At 47.6% G+C, this 16,374-nt stretch carries 13 protein-coding genes; 10 read left to right on the forward strand and 3 right to left on the reverse strand.

The window, feature by feature from the left end; translation table 11 throughout:
• The first annotated feature begins 41 nt into the window (after nt 1–41).
• Both ACETMN_RS02980 and ACETMN_RS02985 read left to right on the forward strand, forming a co-directional pair.
• Nucleotides 42–698 (forward strand): oxidoreductase, encoded by a 657-nt coding sequence (locus ACETMN_RS02980; protein ID WP_091018668.1) that lies wholly within the window; start codon nt 42–44, stop codon nt 696–698.
• Between the two features lie 148 nt (nt 699–846).
• On the forward strand, nt 847–1,221 hold the full coding sequence (locus ACETMN_RS02985) for a RidA family protein (RefSeq protein WP_091018598.1): 375 nt from the start codon (nt 847–849) through the stop codon (nt 1,219–1,221).
• A 101-nt stretch (nt 1,222–1,322) separates the two neighbouring features.
• Here ACETMN_RS02985 and ACETMN_RS02990 read toward each other — a convergent pair whose 3' ends face one another.
• Entirely contained in the window at nt 1,323–2,081 is a 759-nt protein-coding gene (locus ACETMN_RS02990; RefSeq protein WP_091018600.1) for a tryptophan-rich sensory protein, read from the reverse strand.
• Nucleotides 2,082–2,306: 225 nt separating this feature from the next.
• Here ACETMN_RS02990 and ACETMN_RS02995 point away from each other — a divergent pair, with 225 nt between their 5' ends.
• On the forward strand, nt 2,307–3,272 hold the full coding sequence (locus ACETMN_RS02995; protein WP_091018602.1) for an arsenic resistance protein: 966 nt from the start codon (nt 2,307–2,309) through the stop codon (nt 3,270–3,272).
• A 217-nt stretch (nt 3,273–3,489) separates the two neighbouring features.
• On the opposite strand, the gene ACETMN_RS03000 is transcribed toward ACETMN_RS02995, so the two are convergent.
• Together ACETMN_RS03000 and ACETMN_RS03005 are read right to left on the reverse strand one after the other, a co-directional pair.
• A complete protein-coding gene (locus ACETMN_RS03000; protein ID WP_091018604.1) occupies nt 3,490–5,118 on the reverse strand; it encodes a response regulator in 1,629 nt (542 codons plus the stop codon).
• Nucleotides 5,119–5,123: 5 nt separating this feature from the next.
• Nucleotides 5,124–6,953, reverse strand: coding sequence for a sensor histidine kinase (locus ACETMN_RS03005; RefSeq protein ID WP_091018606.1), 1,830 nt, complete (start codon nt 6,951–6,953; stop codon nt 5,124–5,126).
• Nucleotides 6,954–7,096: 143 nt separating this feature from the next.
• Here ACETMN_RS03005 and ACETMN_RS03010 point away from each other — a divergent pair, with 143 nt between their 5' ends.
• From ACETMN_RS03010 to ACETMN_RS03040, 7 genes are all read left to right on the forward strand, one after another.
• On the forward strand, nt 7,097–7,978 hold the full coding sequence (locus ACETMN_RS03010) for a carbohydrate ABC transporter permease (RefSeq protein WP_036607341.1): 882 nt from the start codon (nt 7,097–7,099) through the stop codon (nt 7,976–7,978).
• Entirely contained in the window at nt 7,978–8,814 is an 837-nt protein-coding gene (locus ACETMN_RS03015) for a carbohydrate ABC transporter permease (RefSeq protein WP_047840283.1), read from the forward strand. The genes ACETMN_RS03010 and ACETMN_RS03015 overlap by 1 nt, the downstream gene beginning before the upstream one ends.
• Before the next feature lie 912 nt (nt 8,815–9,726).
• Nucleotides 9,727–11,025 (forward strand): ABC transporter substrate-binding protein, encoded by a 1,299-nt coding sequence (locus ACETMN_RS03020; protein WP_036607334.1) that lies wholly within the window; start codon nt 9,727–9,729, stop codon nt 11,023–11,025.
• A 431-nt stretch (nt 11,026–11,456) separates the two neighbouring features.
• Nucleotides 11,457–12,023, forward strand: coding sequence for a TetR/AcrR family transcriptional regulator (locus ACETMN_RS03025; RefSeq protein ID WP_091018670.1), 567 nt, complete (start codon nt 11,457–11,459; stop codon nt 12,021–12,023).
• Nucleotides 12,024–12,083: 60 nt separating this feature from the next.
• A complete protein-coding gene (locus ACETMN_RS03030) occupies nt 12,084–14,069 on the forward strand; it encodes an alpha/beta fold hydrolase (protein ID WP_091018607.1) in 1,986 nt (661 codons plus the stop codon).
• 95 nt (nt 14,070–14,164) lie between these two features.
• Nucleotides 14,165–15,112 carry an aminopeptidase gene (locus tag ACETMN_RS03035; RefSeq protein ID WP_091018609.1) on the forward strand — a complete coding sequence of 316 codons (948 nt, stop codon included), beginning with the start codon at nt 14,165–14,167 and terminating at the stop codon, nt 15,110–15,112.
• Nucleotides 15,113–15,737: 625 nt separating this feature from the next.
• Nucleotides 15,738–16,157 carry a chemotaxis protein CheW gene (locus ACETMN_RS03040; RefSeq protein ID WP_164783412.1) on the forward strand — a complete coding sequence of 140 codons (420 nt, stop codon included), beginning with the start codon at nt 15,738–15,740 and terminating at the stop codon, nt 16,155–16,157.
• The last annotated feature ends 217 nt before the right edge of the window (nt 16,158–16,374 follow it).

Consider the following 16,374-nt stretch of genomic DNA (forward strand, 5'->3'; position numbering starts at 1 on the left):
GAAGTGGAGGGATGTAATTGAATCGTCTCGAACGGAAAGCCATGGTGATTGGAGCCACGGGGCTTGTAGGCGAATTACTGGTTCATCATCTGCTGGAGCACCCGGCATACAGCTTGGTTCGCGTTCTGGTTAGACGTCCGCTTGAGCTGCAACATCCCAAACTGGAACAGCATGTGGTGGACTGGGAACAGCTGGAGAGGCAAGACCACTTATTTGATGGAATCGATGACCTGTACTGTTGTTTGGGGACAACGATCAAAAAAGCAGGCAGTCAGGACAATTTCCGTCAGGTGGATTATCATTACCCGGTTCGTGCAGCCACGATTGCAAAGCAACATGGTGTAGTACAGATGCTGGTGATCTCCTCCATGGGAGCGAGTGCAGGTTCCCGGGTCTTTTACAGTCGGACCAAAGGGGAAATGGAGGATGCATTGTCCGATATCGGTTTTCCGTCACTGCATATCTTCCGTCCTTCCTTAATTCTGGGAGATCGAAACGAGAAGCGGTTCGGTGAGCAGATGGCTGCCTATGCCATGAAGTTTCTGGATCGCTGGATGAAAGGCAGAGCGGACAAATACCGGGCGGTCCACGCCGCAACCATTGCACAGGCCATGACCAATATTGCGCTGGTGCAAGCCAAGGGAAACCATGTGTATTCCAATGAAGTCATTCATGTCCTTGGTGTGGACGGGGGCTAAGAAACCTTTGAACGAGCTGTTTACTTCATGTGGCTAGTGAGGAGCGTTTCTCGCTTGAGGCAGATCGTGGTATAATAGGCAACAAAAATGAGTTCGAACCCTGACTCCATGCGGCAGCAGGATAACGAACATGAAGGAGAACTCGTCCATGAAAAAACCAATCTCTACCGATCAGGCGCCAGGCGCCATTGGTCCATACAGTCAAGCCGTTGATGCAGGCGATTTCATCTACACTTCCGGACAGCTTGGCCTGGATCCTCAAACGGGAGAATTCGGTGCAGATGTACAAGAGCAGACACGTCTGTCTTTGAGCAATGTGAAGGCTATCCTTGAAGCAGCAGGCACAAGTATGGATAAAATCGTTAAAACGACGGTGTTCCTGAAAGACATGAACGACTTCGTTCCTGTGAATGAAGTGTATAGCACGTTCTTCCAACAGCCGTATCCTGCACGCAGTGCTGTGGAAGTTGCTCGTTTGCCAAAAGATGCACTGGTGGAGATTGAAGTTATTGCCCTGAAATAGGACAACCTTCATTCACTGCGTTATACATAAAAAGCCGATTTCAGGTCAAATGACCAGAATCGGCTTTTTGCTTTATGTTTTTGCGTTAGGATGGAAGTCGCTCAATCGCGATCCTGATTACGGGCGAAGAACAGCCAAATTGCGTATATTGCCAGTACGATCGCAATGATGATTGCCGTATAATATACGGAAGTGACATCCTTTTGTTTAAGTGCAATGGCGATATACGCCCATGTGAATACAAGTGGGTATATGCTATCGCGATAACGGAAACTAACGAGTACTGCTAGCACCATACCGACAATCAGCATAATGATCGTCCAGGTTGGTTCGCTGAGACCAAAACCATCCCAGCCGATTTTATATAACAATACAGCTGTATTGACGATCGTTGCCACGCTAACCCATCCCAGATAGATGCTGAAAGGCAGCTTCACAAGCCAGATCTCAGCAGTGGTCGGAACGGTAATGGTACGTGTTTTTACATACAACACGATCAGAGACAACAGTAGGAGTACAATAATCAGTAAAGCGAGACCGGTCTGCAAGTTTTGAAAAGCAAAAATCCAGGCTACGTTAAAGGCACAGCTTGCCAGGAACCAATACCCGAGACGGGTGATGGAGTCCCTTTTCCAGGAAGCAGGTACGAACTGATAGATCACAAACCCTGCCAGCAGCAAGTAGATCAAACCCCATATAGCGAAGGCATAGCCAGAAGGTGTGAGTAGCACAGGATACATATCCGATACTTCTTTATTGGTCTTGCCTCCGATAGGCAGAGCGTTGGAGAGGTAGTTCACGATAATTACAGCGATAAAACCAATGGCGTTTAACCACTTGTACGGATTGTTACGTGACATTGTGTTTCCTCCTTGGTTTAACGAATGAATGAACCACGGGTCAGTCTACAATGAATATACCCAGTTCTTGCACATTCTAATAACAGCCGCAAAAAATTCACAAGTTGATCTTTCAGATCCTTGTGCTCAGTCGCTATGTTGGAACGGTACTCTGTCCCAATGTACGCGAAACGAAGCAGAAATATGTCCATGCCCACGATGTTCCACTAGAAGAGGAGAAAGAGAATGCTCACAAGAGAAACGATGGAGAAACAGCAAACCTGGTTCTATGCAGTTGCACTGTTCTTAGGAGCAGCGATAGGGCTGAGTAATCCGGTATGGGGAAATGGTTTACACTACACCGTGTCCCCGGTTCTTGCCGTTCTGTTATACAGCATGTTTGTACAGATTCCCTTTTTACAGTTAAAAGAGTCTTGGTCGAATCTTCGATTTATGTGCGCGTTACTGGTGGCGAATTTTATCGTTGTACCTGTAGTCGTATGGTTGCTTACACTGGTCTTTCCACAATCACCAGGCGTTCTGATCGGAGTCTATCTGGTACTGTTAACACCCTGTATTGATTACGTCATTGTGTTCACACAGCTCGGCAGGGGCAATGAGAAACTGATGCTGGCCGCAACACCCCTTTTATTTGTTATACAAATGATCTTGTTGCCGTTTTACTTATGGCTTTTGATGGGTGCTAAGGTGGCGCAGGTCATGCAGATAGGGCCGTTCGTGGAGGCTTTTCTGTTCCTGATCGTTATTCCACTGTTGCTTGCTGTCGTTACACAGGTTCTCTCAAGAGGTAAAGTGAGCGGGGAGCGGGTCTTGAATGCAACGGCATGGCTCCCGGTTCCGATGATGGCACTTACGCTGATCGTGGTTGTCGCTTCCCAGATTGGCAAAGTCTACAATGATATGGCGATCATCGTAAACGTGATCCCGATCTATGTTGCTTTCCTAATCATTATGCCTTGGATATCTCGGCTTATTGCTACTTGGTTTGGATTGAATCCAGGCGCCGGGCGGGCGTTGATTTTCAGTTCAGCCACACGGAATTCGCTGGTCGTTCTGCCACTTGCGCTGGCACTCCCGCCAGAATGGGCAACCATAGCTGCGGCTGTTATTGTGACACAGACGATGGTGGAGCTTGCAGGAGAGCTAATCTACATTCGACTTGTACCTGCGGTAATTTTACGAGATCGGTGAGGCAGCTCATACAACGGGAAATAAAATTTATTATCTCTACTTTGGTGTAGCTGTAGCCGCAATCTTTCGGAGCGTATCCTATCTTAGAAAAGAAAGAGCCAACAAGTCGTCTTGATCTATGCTATTCTTTGTGAAATTAAAATTAAAAAGAGTACTCCCGATAGGCCATGCCGGGGAGTACTCTTTTTAATTCAAATAAATTCTGAACAGGTACTCTTTAAGTACCGGCCTCCAATAATGTTTTACGATATTCCGCTGGCGTGATACCCTCCATTTTTTTGAACACTTTGCTGAAATACTTTTCGTCCTGGAATCCAACCATCTCCGAGATTTTGGCGACACGCAGGGAAGGGTTTTGCAGTAACAGCTTGGCGTTGTTGATCCGCAGTTTGCCGAGATATTCCGACCAGTTCAGGCCAAATTGCTGTTTGAATTTGCGGGAAATATACTCCCGGCTCAGGTAGAAACGCGCGGCAATCTGCTGTAAGGATAGGTCCTCCTGATAATGGGCGTCCATATAACGTGCAATCTCACTCATGGGATCAGGATTGGCTTGGTGATGGGCGGTGAGTGCCTTTCCTGCGGCAAGCAGTCGTTGTTCCAACAATGAACGAAGCAGGGGGAAGGATAACAGTCCTTCAGCGTCCAAAGGTAACTCGGCAAAGGGAATAGACTGTTCCTCCGTCACTTCTTCCTCTTTAAATGACGAACCTGCTGTATCATCAAGCCAGCGGTTCAGCATCCATTCCAGCTCCTCGATCCATTGCTGGATCTGCTCAGCACTGACAACCTTGAGATCAGTAATCGGGTCAAGCCACTCGGCGACCGCAGCGGATACACTGGAAGCCCGGCAACTCATGGCTGCCATACGCAGGGGTTCTTCATGGGCGGTTAAACGCCTGATTTTATTCCCATTTGATGATTCCACTGAGGCATGGATTCGCTGTTTAATTTGCACAGTATTGCGTCGCCACAACCTTGAACTTGCTTCCAGATAGGCCGCTGAGATTCCGCCAGGGTAGGACTCACAGGTGGAGATGCCAAAATGAAGCCGGCGCTGAATCGTCTGCTCCAATCCATGATTGACCTTGTCCAAAATATGTTCCAATGAAGTGGATGGACCCCAATGCAGCAGAACAATCTCGTCCGGTTGATCCAACTGGCGAAACATTACACCTTCGTCTGGTGTGGATAACATCTCGGCACAGATATTGAGCACGGAGAACACAAGCAGGTCCGGTTGACTGCGGTATTTTGCCAGACAATCTGCATCCAGATGGGACAGGCTGGTGACAGCGACACTACAGACAGAGATTAGACGGGGGAGATTTAACTCATCCTGTAATCGCTGCATGTGTGATTGGCTGCTGCCTCTTCCGACGGCAAGTTCGGTGAGCAGACGATCCTGGTAGTGAGGGCGCATTCGATTAACAACGATGGATTGCCTGGTGGATTGTATCCGAATGGCGTCTTCCTCTTCCCAAGCTGTAACGGCCTTTAATAGAGATGCATTCAGCTCATCTGCTTCCACGGGTTTCAGGAGGTAGTCCATACCACCATGCCTAATTGCATGCCTCACGAGTTCAAAATCGTCATATCCGCTGATAACCAGCACTTTGCTGTGTGGGACATGAGCTGATATCCATTCAAGCAATGCCATACCGTCCTTGCCCGGCATACGCATGTCACTGAGTATGATTTGAGGTTGATGTGCCGTGATGGCGGCGATGGCTTCATCCCCGTCTGCTGCTTCAAGTAATGTATCAATGCCAAACTCTTCCCAATGACCAAGCAACCTTATGGCATCGCGGACATGTTTTTCATCATCTACAAGCAGTGCCTTCATGTTGTTCACTCTCCCGCGTATAGTTTAACCGTAATCTTCACACCATTGGGTTCCCGATTGCTGATCTCAAGCCTGGCTGAGTGACCGGGATGTGAGTTCAATTGAAGTCGGCGTATTACATTTCGTAGACCGATGGATTCAGACTCGTCGGATTCTTGTGTGGATAACCCGGTTGTTGTATGACTTTGATGTAGCCATCCGCGGATCTCCAGTAATTTATCTTCAGGTATGGAGGGGCCGTTATTATTCAGTTCTATTTCAATCCAATGATCGTTGATCCGGCGGCTGGATAGGGATATGTGACCTTTGCCAGGCTGAATATCCGCTCCATGTTTGAAATAGTTCTCAATTAAAGGTTGTAACGTCATTCTTGGGATTTCGACAGACAGGGTATCTTCGGCAAAATCCAAATCCACCTCAAGGCGGTCACCAAACCGCTCCTGCTGCAGTTCCAGATATAATCGGGCATGCTCCGCCTCTTCGCGTAAGGTCACGCAGGTCTGATCCCGCATGCTGTAGCGCAGCATTTTGGACAGGCTAGAGAGTAGTATATACGCCCGTTGTCCCTGCTGTTGAAGGGCAAGTGTACCGATCGATTGCAGTGTGTTATATAGAAAATGCGGATGAATCTGTGCTTGCAACGCTTTGAGCTGATTCGTCTTATTGGCGATCTCGAGTCGATATTCCCGCAAAATAAGATTATTTACCGTATCCATCATATCCCGGAAATGACGAGCGAGCACCCCGAATTCATCTCGGCTGGATAGATGGATATCCACATGCAGACGCCCGGCTTGAATTTGGTTCATATACCGCATGAGTTGCTTGAGCGGACCTGTGATTCGGATGGAGATAAACAAGGTTGCAATAATGACTAATACAAGTGCTGCAATGGCAATCATTGCGTTATTCCACGTAAGTGTGGTCGCCCTGGCGTATAACGTCTCATTCGGAATCTGTTTGACGATGGTCCAATCGGCGTATGTGCTGCCAAGTTGTTGGTATACATACATGGATCGATCCTGTTCAAAATGTCCTGCGACATTCTGGGCTGTACCAGCGCTAGATCGCGCGATATTCAGTTCACTAGCCGTTTCCTCTCGTAGTGCATCCGTATGATTGACCTCGGAACGACCTTGGTAAATGATCTGATTCTGACCATCCACAACATAGATCTGTTCCTTAGCCGGATCATACAGCCTGCCACAGATTGCTGCAATGGTATTCATATTCAGATCAATGGCGAGTACACCCAGACGCTCGGTGGACGGAATATCCTTGATCACCCGATGCAGGGTAATGACCGTTCTGGCAGGGTCATCGGGGGAGGCAGCCTTGAATCCGTACGTGTGACTCATATGGGCCGATTCCACCCAGATATCCGGGCTGTCACCGCCTGTTTTTCCATGAAGCGAGCCGGAATAGGCCTGTTTGCGTTCCTCCCGCTTCGGAAAGGGATTTGTAATTAAGGTGGATTGATTGGCGGCAAAAGAGTGCAAATACAGCTGGAATACATCCGGCACAGCCGCGCGTATTGTCTGCAAAGTGGTGTACACCTCGGCAACCGCACGATAATCACCAGGAATTTTTGCCAAGTTACGCAGAAAGTTCGGGTCGTTATACACAGCGAGCGACGCTCTGGCCACGTTATCCACATAGTTGTTGAGATTGGTGGACGCTTGGTAGATCAGGCGTTTGTTCTCTTCAACAGCCTGTTCCCGCAGGGCTGTCTTGGTCTGGATAAACGTCATGCTGATCGATGCGAGCAGTGGAAGTGTGGTAGCAATGAGCATAAAGGCAATCAATTTGGTGCGTATACTGTAGTATTTGGACATCGGAACACCCCTTCTGGTTGCAGGTTAAGAGAGGACAATATTTTACCCCCAACTGTTCACACGGGTCGGTGTTTCCCTCGGCGATAATGGGGTTTAATAGAAAAAGAGACCAATTTCATCCATCTATAGAAGGGGAGAACGATATGAAGCATCGCAAATCTTCACAGCTGTTACAGCAGCTTGTGTTCGTGGGTCCCTCCATCGTGTTTTTTATTCTCATCATCGTGGTCCCTTTCCTGCTTGGCATGGTGTACTCCTTCACGGACTGGAACGGGGTATCGGAGAACATTAATTGGGTAGGGTTTGATAACTTCGTGCATGTTTTTGCGAATGATCCCAAGTTCCAAACGGCGTTTTGGTTTACGGTGCGCTTCACCGTGGTTGGTGTGGTACTGACCAATGTGATTGGCTTTTTCCTGGCGTATTTCCTGACCAAACCGCTCAAGACGAGAAACATTCTGCGTACGATCTTTTTTATGCCTAACGTGATCGGTGGGTTGTTGCTCGGCTTTATCTGGCAGTTCATATTTGTGAAAGGGTTTTCAGCAGTAGGCGATGTAACCGGCTGGTCCTTCTTCAACCTTCCTTGGCTGGGAGACGAACCAACCGCCTTCTGGGGAATCGTGATTGTGTTTGTATGGCAGACCGCAGGTTATCTGATGGTCATCTACATCTCATCTCTGACAAATGTATCCCCTGATCTGCTGGAAGCCGCCGAGATTGATGGCGCAAGTCGCTGGCAGGTACTGCGGAGCATCATTCTTCCGCTCATTATGCCGGGTGTGACAATCTGTCTGTTCCTGGCGATCTCCTGGTCGTTCAAAATGTTTGATCTCAATCTGTCGCTAACCAAAGGTGGACCGTTCGGATCAACAGAGTCGGTTGCACTTAATATTTACAATGAAGCCTTTGTGAATAACAGATATGGCATCGGAACCGCCAAAGCACTCGTGTTCTTCGTAATCGTTGCCATTATCACCATGATTCAGGTACGTCTGACGAAGAGCAAGGAGGTAGAAGCCTAATGGAGACGACGAAAAATTACCGCTTCAGTACCATTGTAACCGAGATTGTCATGGTACTCCTTGGACTTTTATTCCTGGTTCCGTTTTACTTCCTGTTTGTGAATTCGGTCAAAACATTCGGTGACCTGCTCACCAATTCGGCTGCATGGCCGGAAGTGTTTCAGTGGGGCAACTATGCGAACGCCTGGGAGAAAATTAACTTCCCTTCCGCACTGATGAACTCGCTTATCGTTACCGTGGTCAGCAATCTGTTGCTTGTGCTGATCAGTTCCATGGCCGCGTACCGAATGGTTCGCAGCGATACCCGGTTCAACCGTATTTTGTTCGGCATGTTCATTGCCGCTATGGTGATTCCGTTCCAGTCTATCATGATTCCACTCGTTACTGTAACCAGTAATCTGGGATTGATCGACAGCCTTGGCGGCCTCATTATCTGTTATCTCGGTTTCGGGGCACCGATGTCTGTCTTCCTGTTCCACGGATTCGTAAAATCCGTCCCGCTGGAGATTGAGGAAGCGGCTCGTGTGGATGGAAGCTCTGCCTACGGGGTGTTCTTCCGGATCGTATTTCCACTCATGAAACCGATGTATGTAACCGTCATCATTCTGAACACACTCTGGATCTGGAATGATTATCTGCTCCCATCGCTGATCCTGCAAAGCTCCAATCTGCGTACGATCCCGATTGCGACCTTTGCACTCTTCGGACAATATACGAAGCAATGGGATCTGGCCTTGCCAGCACTTGTGCTCGGCATCATGCCGATCATTATCTTCTTCCTGCTGATGCAGAAGTATATCATTCAGGGGATTACGGCTGGATCAGTTAAAGGGTAAGCGTTGCGAGGGCAGGGTCGCTGGCGGGATCAAGGTGCGCTTTCGGTCGCTGTTGCTTCTCGGTGGCCTGAATGGATTAGGGCAAGGAAGCCACCGAGTATCAAAGGCGAACGCTCCGCTCCTGCAACGCATTCTTGATCCCTTTGCTCCCACCTCGCATGGAGGTGTGCAAAGGGGAGTCATGCCCGCATAGCTTGGGCATGACTCCTAGGGAAAAGAACATTAAAGAAAAGAGATCCTTCAAGAAATGACCAAGAAAGAAAAGATTTAAAGAACAGATTGGTAAGGCAGAGAAGGCGCGAGGGCAGGGTCGCTGGCGGGATCAAGGTGCGCTTTCGGTCGCTGTTGCTCCTCGGTGGCCTGAATGGATTGGGGCAAGGAAGCCACCGAGTATCAAAGGCGAACGCTCCGCTCCTGCAACGCATTCTTGATCCCTTTACTCCCACCTCGCATGGAGGTGTGCAAAGGGGAGTCATGCCCGCATAGCTTGGGCATGACTCCTGGGGAAAGAGCAATAAAGAGAAAAGACCGATAAAGAGAAATGACCAAGAAAGAAGCTTGTATAGCCAGGAACTTCTTCTGCAGAGTGAAGTGATGGTATGGGCCCTGTCCAAAGCGCTAACGAATCCAACGCATCTTAATAGGTGGATAATCAAGGGTAACGAACCTCAGTAACGTTATTCGGGTGTAAAGCGGCGTCAGAGCCCTGAAAATTGACTAAATCGACGAAATAACGTCGCTGTGATTCGTTAAAATTGGAACCTGTGCAAAGCAAATAGGTGCGAATAACGTGCGTCGGTTCGTTAGAATGAAAACACGCTTCAAGGGAAGGTTATTCTGTCATCGGAATGCCAGTGTAAATATTCATTCGTCGAACGGTTATACTGAAACTACTATAGGGAGAGTGTATGTATGAAAAGAATGACAAAGTTGACGTTGCTTATGCTGATTGCTTTTTCGGTAATGCTCGCGGGTTGTGGCAATGGAGACAAGAGTGGCAGTCCGGTCAACACGGATGCTCAAGGTGGTGGTGAGGCTGCTGCTGGAGATAAAACCATTAAAATCTTCCAATTCAAAGTCGAAATTGCGGAAGCGCTCAATCGTCTCAAAGCGGAATATGAATCCTCCCATCCAGGCGTCAAACTGGACATTCAAACCGTAGGTGGCGGCAGTGACTATGGTGCTGCATTAAAAGCCAAGTTTGCCGCTGGCGAACAACCAGACATTTTCAACGTAGGTGGTTATCGTGAATTGGATACATGGCTTGAATATCTGGAAGATCTGTCTGGAGAATCATGGGCTAAGGATGCGCTCGAAGTAGCCAAAGAGCCAATGACCAAAGACGGAAAACTCTACGGACAGCCGCTCGCATTGGAGGGTTATGGTTTCATTTATAACAAAGATCTCTTCCAAAAAGCGGGTATTACGGAAATTCCAACGACACTGGAACAATTGGATCAAGCTGCACAGAAACTTCAGGCCGCAGGCATTACCCCATTCTCTAACGGATATCAGGAGTGGTGGGTGCTGGGCAATCATAACGTAAACGTCGCATTTGCAAATCAGGCAGATCCGGTGAAATTCATCCAGGGACTCAACGAAAGTACGGAGAAGATTCCTGGCAACCAAGTGTTCGCCGACTGGATCAACTTGCTCGACTTAACGCTGAAATACAGCAACAAAAACCCGCTGACAACCGACTACAATACGCAAGTTACGTTGTTTGCGAGTGGAGAAGCGGCGATGATGCAACAAGGAAACTGGACTCAAGTACAGATCGATGGAATTGATCCAGACCTGAATCTGGGTATCCTCCCAATGCCAATTAATAATGAACCCAATGACAAATTGTTTGTCGGTGTGCCGAACTATTGGGTTGTGAACAAGAACTCTCAAGTGAAACCGGAAGCAAAAGAGTTTTTGGAATGGCTCGTCACTTCGGATATCGGGAAACAATACATGACAAAAGAGTTCAAATTCATCCCGGCGTTCAGTTCCATCACGGCATCCGAAGAGGATCTGGGTGACCTCGCCACAGAGATTATGAAGTATAGCCAGGAAAACAAAACACTCAGCTGGAACTTCAACCGTTTCCCTGAAGGGGTTCCCCAAGAGTATGGCAGCACAATTCAGGCTTACGTTGCAGGCAAATCGGATAAAGCCGGATTGCTCGACGCATTGCAGCAGAACTGGGATAGTCTGAAAAAATAATTCGGATCATGGACGGTATCCAAAGGTTACCAAAAACTGTTCAGAAATTTTCGGATAGAAAAGTTAGTCTATCGAATATATAAGATAATTGAAACAGGCCAACCAGAAATTTTATTCTGGTTGGTCTGTTTTGGTTTTTCCGAGGAGCCAACAGCGCACTGAAAAGTTCAAAGTTAGTAATATCCCTGAAATGTGGATAACCCCAAAGCAGTTTAACGATCCCATGACGTATTTAACACAGAGTTTATACTATATGTGGATATCCTGTGTGTATAACACTCTAAATGTGGACAAGTATGGTTTAGATGGAGTGGGAGGTCCTCATTTGTTAACAGAAATACTTGTTTTCAACTTACTAGTACTGTATAGTTCTAAATATGAGAAATCCAAAAATGAACACGGGACCCGCCAAATCCAAGAGTTCCAATCCGGTGAACCGGACAAAGGCAGTTGAAGTGGCGGCACAATTATTTCTGCGTCAGGGGTACAGCTACGTCAGCATGGATGAAGTCGTGCGAGTGAGTGGGGTATCGAAGTCGAATATTTATTATCATTTTAAAAACAAGGAGGAACTGCTTCAGGCTGTGGTTCAATACTGGGTTGCCCAGTATGAGTCGGAGCTGTATCTGCTTCTCAGTCAGCGTGAGCGAGGAGTGGAGGAGCGTATATACTCATTCATGGCATTACTGTCGGCAGGCATTGAGGGCCGAAATTACGAAGGGAGCTGTCCTTTTGTTACGTTATATATGCAGACACCGGACAGTGCACCCCAAGTGAAGGAAAGCATATCCAGATTCTTTCGTGAGCTTAGACCTATGGTGGAGAAGTTGTTTCAGCAAGGTTTGGATCGCGGTGAATTTCGCAAAGAGATCGAGCCGGGACCGGCTGCGTTGTTGTTTATTGCAGCACTGGAGGGTTCACTAATCCTGGCGGGAACTGCCCGTGATGTTGGGATTATAGAACAATCGGCACGTACGTTTTGTCAGATGCTTCGTTAATCGAAGCTCTTTTTTTGAATATAACTAGTACTATATAGTACTAAAAGGAGCCGTAACAGAATGATTGTACATACTAACCGTGTATCCAAAGAAGAAAACACAGCAGCAAATTCAACAAACATGAATCAGGTAATAAGCAAGTCTGATATTGAAGCCACGATCATTTTTATGACAGGAAGCACAGGTTTTATCGGCAAAGAAACGGTCAAACAACTTACGCAAGGAGACGTACAATTGCTCTTGTTGGTTCGTTCGGAACAGCGAGCCAGAAATGTGCTGAAGGCTTATGGAGTGGAGGATTTCGACCGGATTACCTTTATTACAGGTGATTTGTCCAAGTCGGGTCTTGGACTTACCGCAGCGGACCGGGTGCGTGCTCTTGAAGCAAATGTGATCATTCATGCGGGAGGAACGATGGACGTCACTTTGGAACGAAAAGTAGCCGAGCAGATATTCATGAACGGGGCCAGAGAACTGGCACAGCTAGCTCAGGAAATCCACTGTACTCATGGATTGAGACACTTTATCCACGTTGTTGGTTATATGAGTCCTTATGGAGAGCGGAATGAACAGGGGGATTATCTACAGGTTGAGCATGTGGATAACAATGAAAGTGCATATGAAGAGATGAAGTTCCATGCCGATCTGCACATTCGCGAGCATGCAGAACAGCATCACTATCCCTTATCAGTTGTAAATCCGAGTACAGTGGTTGGGCCACGTCCCACCGGTGAAACCGAGCAAACGGGTGGGATTGGACTGCTCATTCAGGCGATTCAGAAAGGACTTATGCCAGTAGTGCCGGGAGGTTCATCCTATTGGTTACCGCTTGTGGAGAATGACATTGTTGCACAGACGCTTGTTTTTCTATCCAGGGAAGCTGCTCCAGTCGGAGGAACTTATCCATTATTGGCGCGGAGGGAAGACAGTCCCAATATGAAGGAACTACTGCAACTCTTGGCACAGCAATTGGACGTACCCAAGCCCAAAGGGGCTGTGCCACTACGATGGATTCAATGGATCATGAAATCAGGGGGCACACGCATCAGTGGTGTTCCAACGGAGTCGGTTGCTTTTATTACCAACAGATCATTCCCGGTTGAAGAGACGGAGGCTCTGTTTACACGTATGGGGCAATCCTGGCCGGACATCCGGGAACAGCTTCCTCTGGTTACAGCCGATCTGGACTATCGTCTGAGGTATACGCCGTTACCTGAGGGTTTTCCGACAGATTATACTCGGTCACGGAGCGGAAATATGGCTATGCTTGGTTGGGAGGGTGAGGGAGAGCCTTGGATTATTGTACATGGTTTGCTTCAATCTGCGGATGAGATGTTACCTTTGGGACAACAGCTTAGGGAACGGACCGGGAACCCGGTATGGTTAATCGATCTCGCTGGATTTGGCCGGTCTCCTGTACATCAGGGAGATGAAGCGTTTGAAGGTCAGGTGGATGCACTGCTTACGGCTCTTGGTGAGTTTGAGGGTCCGGTGAAGCTGGTTGGTCATTCAGTAGGGGCTGCTATTGCAGCTGCGGCACAGATGCGTAGCGGGCGGACAGACATTCGGTTAGGTTTGCTTCAGCCAGTTGCCAACAATTCGAATCCGAATGTGCTAAGAGGGATTTCCCGTTTGCCAAGAGGGGTGATGCGCTCCCTGCTGCGTGGCAGATCGGAGAAAAGTTGGAATCAAATGTTCAGTTCACATAGCGGCGTAAGCAGTGTTATGGCCGATACCATGGGCAAGAGAATACGCTCCAGTCTCCAGTCCCCTCGCATCGCAGGAGCGCATGCAGACTTGTTGCGCTGGATCCACTCGGGTCAGAGGAAAGGCGCCAGATCAACGTTGTGGGCGAAAATGGAAAGTCAGCATTATGCCAAGAATGTATTAGTTGTATGGGCCAATCAAGATCGGGAATATCACTATCCCCAGGATATGAACTCACAGGTCAAACGGATAGATGTACCCCATGGACATTACTTTCCGACGTTTCAGTATAAGGAAACGGCTGCAATCCTCACTGAATGGGCCGATACCTTGAGGTGAGTTCAGGTTTGGATACGCAGGAATCCCGTACCAATTGTCGAAAGGGTCAAGTCGAGTTACGAAGAGGATTAACCAAAGATAGGAGAGATGAATGTATGAGTCAGCAACGTGTGAAAATCAGTAAAAATGTGCTAATCGAATGTCTCGGACTGCGCAGCGGAGAGAATCTGGTAGTTGTCGCAGACGATATGAAACGGGATTTGGCTGAATCCATCTATGAGGCAGGCAAAGCACTTGGTGCAGAGTCGGTCCTGTTAATCATGAAGGAACGCAGCAGATCTGGAGAAGAGCCGCCTGCGCCGATTGCAGAGGCCATGATTCGAGCAGATGTAGCCGTGTGTGTAACGCGATATTCATTAACACATACCCAGGCACGCAAAAAAGCCGCTGCCTCTGGTACCCGAGTGGCAACAATGCCCGGCATGACAGAGGATATGTTTGTGAACGGAGCCATTACAGCTGAATATTCGCAAGTAAAGGCGTTGACCGAGAAGGTAACGGCTCTATTAACCGCAGGTCGCCATGTGCGAATAGAGAAGCAGGGCCATAGTCTTTCCTTTTCCATTGAAGATCGTAACGGTGTACCAAGCACAGGTATGTATTTGAACCCTGGTGAATCGGGCAACTTGCCGTCAGGAGAAGCCTATATTGCTCCCGTCGAGGGCAAGGGCGAGGGCAGTATTATTGTAGATGGTTCCGTTGCTGGAATTGGGGCACTCCGTGAACCGATGCTATTAACCGTTAGTGAAGGACGGTTGGTGTCAGCTGAAGGACCAGATGGGGCTCAATTACTGGAAACGCTTGGTGAGGGCGATGGTCGTTTTCTTGGCGAATTCGGGATCGGTACCAATAACAAGGCACGAATCACGGGTGTGGTGCTGGAAGATGAGAAGGTATACGGCACAATTCATGTGGCCTTTGGCAGCAATAACACATTTGGTGGAACGATTGCCGCGGGTGTTCATATTGATGCAGTTGTACAAAAGCCGGACGTGTACATTGATGACAGGCTGATCATGCGTCAGGGTGAATTGGTCGAATAACTACAGCGAAGGAAATTGGGCGTGTCCACAACGTGTCCACAGTAATGGATAACTGAAGCGGAAATTCAGATTTTACGTCAGATTTACAAACAAATACACAACATGTCCACATTAAATTAATGAATATCCACATGAAATGCTAAAGATATCCACAGCATGTGTGCAATATGTGCACAACTTATCCACAAATCAGGTATAACTCGTGTTTTCATCCGATAAAACAGTTGTTTTGGAGTAATAAAACAAGTTATCCACAGGGAATTCGCTTTTTTGTTCCAAGTATTTGAAAACATAGAAACAGATCCATAAATATATGGGGATAAAAAAGACCAAAAATCGGCATAAAGCTGATCTTTGGTCTTTTTTCGAATATCATTTTTCAATCCAATGTCAGGTTACTTACGCTCAATATTAAAACGACTAACTTCCACCACCCTCTACAACAGGGCAAATGAGCAGAGCGGAGACAGCAACCGTAATGCAACGTCTGTTGAAGTTGGCAAAATTGATCTGAAGCCTAAACATTTGGTCAAAAATAACCGATAAACCAAAGTAACATCTAATGGGACGAAAGTAGTCTGATTATACGGAATGAGAGGGTATGGGGATAACTATGGACGAGGGAATGCAATATATTAATTTTTCGGTAGGAGACCAGATCTTTGCACTACGAATTGATGAAGTTCATGAGATCATCAGAATGGTACAGGTGACAACAGTTCCATTTGGAAGCCCAGAGATCAGAGGTTTTGCTTCGCTGTACGGTAAGGTCGTTTCGGTTGTGAGTCTTCGTGTATTGTTAGGCATGCCGGACCAGGAGGATACTTCTTCTACACGTATTATTGTGGTGCCTTACAAAGGTGGATTTGTACCGCTGATCGTAGATATGGTCGATTCTGTCGTAAGTTACGATCGTTTCGAGGAACCTGCTGAGGAACACCGCCGTTTCATGCTTGGCGTTTTTGACAAAATCGGGTTCTGTGAAGATCATCGTGCAGGCATTTTGAACCTGGATGTATTACTGGGCAGCTTGATCAGATCATAGGAGTATAACGATCCGTAATTCTTTCAATATTCAGTATTTCCTTCGGTTTACCCAAATGTTCCTCATCCGCTTTTCGGGAGAAGGGACATTTTTTTGTGCCGCTAGGGCGTGTCTGAAAACTCCGAAGGAAGCAGATTTTGCCGAAATTTCGTTCCAAGCAAGAAAGTTTTCCGCAGGCGTGCCGGGGCACTTCAAGGGAAAGTGACGCAGAAGGGGG

This window comes from Paenibacillus sp. M2, from assembly GCF_046713495.1.
Taxonomy (GTDB): Bacteria; Bacillota; Bacilli; order Paenibacillales; family Paenibacillaceae; genus Paenibacillus; species Paenibacillus amylolyticus_B.

Bases quoted from the DNA above. Each gene is read 5' to 3' on its own strand.
- ACETMN_RS03000 (WP_091018604.1), bottom strand. From the start codon at position 5,118: ATGAAGGCACTGCTTGTAGATGATGAAAAACATGTCCGCGATGCCATA.
- ACETMN_RS03015 (WP_047840283.1), top strand. From the start codon at position 7,978: ATGGAGACGACGAAAAATTACCGCTTCAGTACCATTGTAACCGAGATT.
- ACETMN_RS03020 (WP_036607334.1), top strand. From the start codon at position 9,727: ATGAAAAGAATGACAAAGTTGACGTTGCTTATGCTGATTGCTTTTTCG.
- ACETMN_RS02995 (WP_091018602.1), top strand. From the start codon at position 2,307: ATGCTCACAAGAGAAACGATGGAGAAACAGCAAACCTGGTTCTATGCA.
- ACETMN_RS03040 (WP_164783412.1), top strand. From the start codon at position 15,738: ATGCAATATATTAATTTTTCGGTAGGAGACCAGATCTTTGCACTACGA.
- ACETMN_RS03030 (WP_091018607.1), top strand. From the start codon at position 12,084: ATGATTGTACATACTAACCGTGTATCCAAAGAAGAAAACACAGCAGCA.
- ACETMN_RS02980 (WP_091018668.1), top strand. From the start codon at position 42: ATGGTGATTGGAGCCACGGGGCTTGTAGGCGAATTACTGGTTCATCAT.
- ACETMN_RS03005 (WP_091018606.1), bottom strand. From the start codon at position 6,953: ATGTCCAAATACTACAGTATACGCACCAAATTGATTGCCTTTATGCTC.
- ACETMN_RS03035 (WP_091018609.1), top strand. From the start codon at position 14,165: ATGAGTCAGCAACGTGTGAAAATCAGTAAAAATGTGCTAATCGAATGT.
- ACETMN_RS02985 (WP_091018598.1), top strand. From the start codon at position 847: ATGAAAAAACCAATCTCTACCGATCAGGCGCCAGGCGCCATTGGTCCA.
- ACETMN_RS02990 (WP_091018600.1), bottom strand. From the start codon at position 2,081: ATGTCACGTAACAATCCGTACAAGTGGTTAAACGCCATTGGTTTTATC.
- ACETMN_RS03010 (WP_036607341.1), top strand. From the start codon at position 7,097: ATGAAGCATCGCAAATCTTCACAGCTGTTACAGCAGCTTGTGTTCGTG.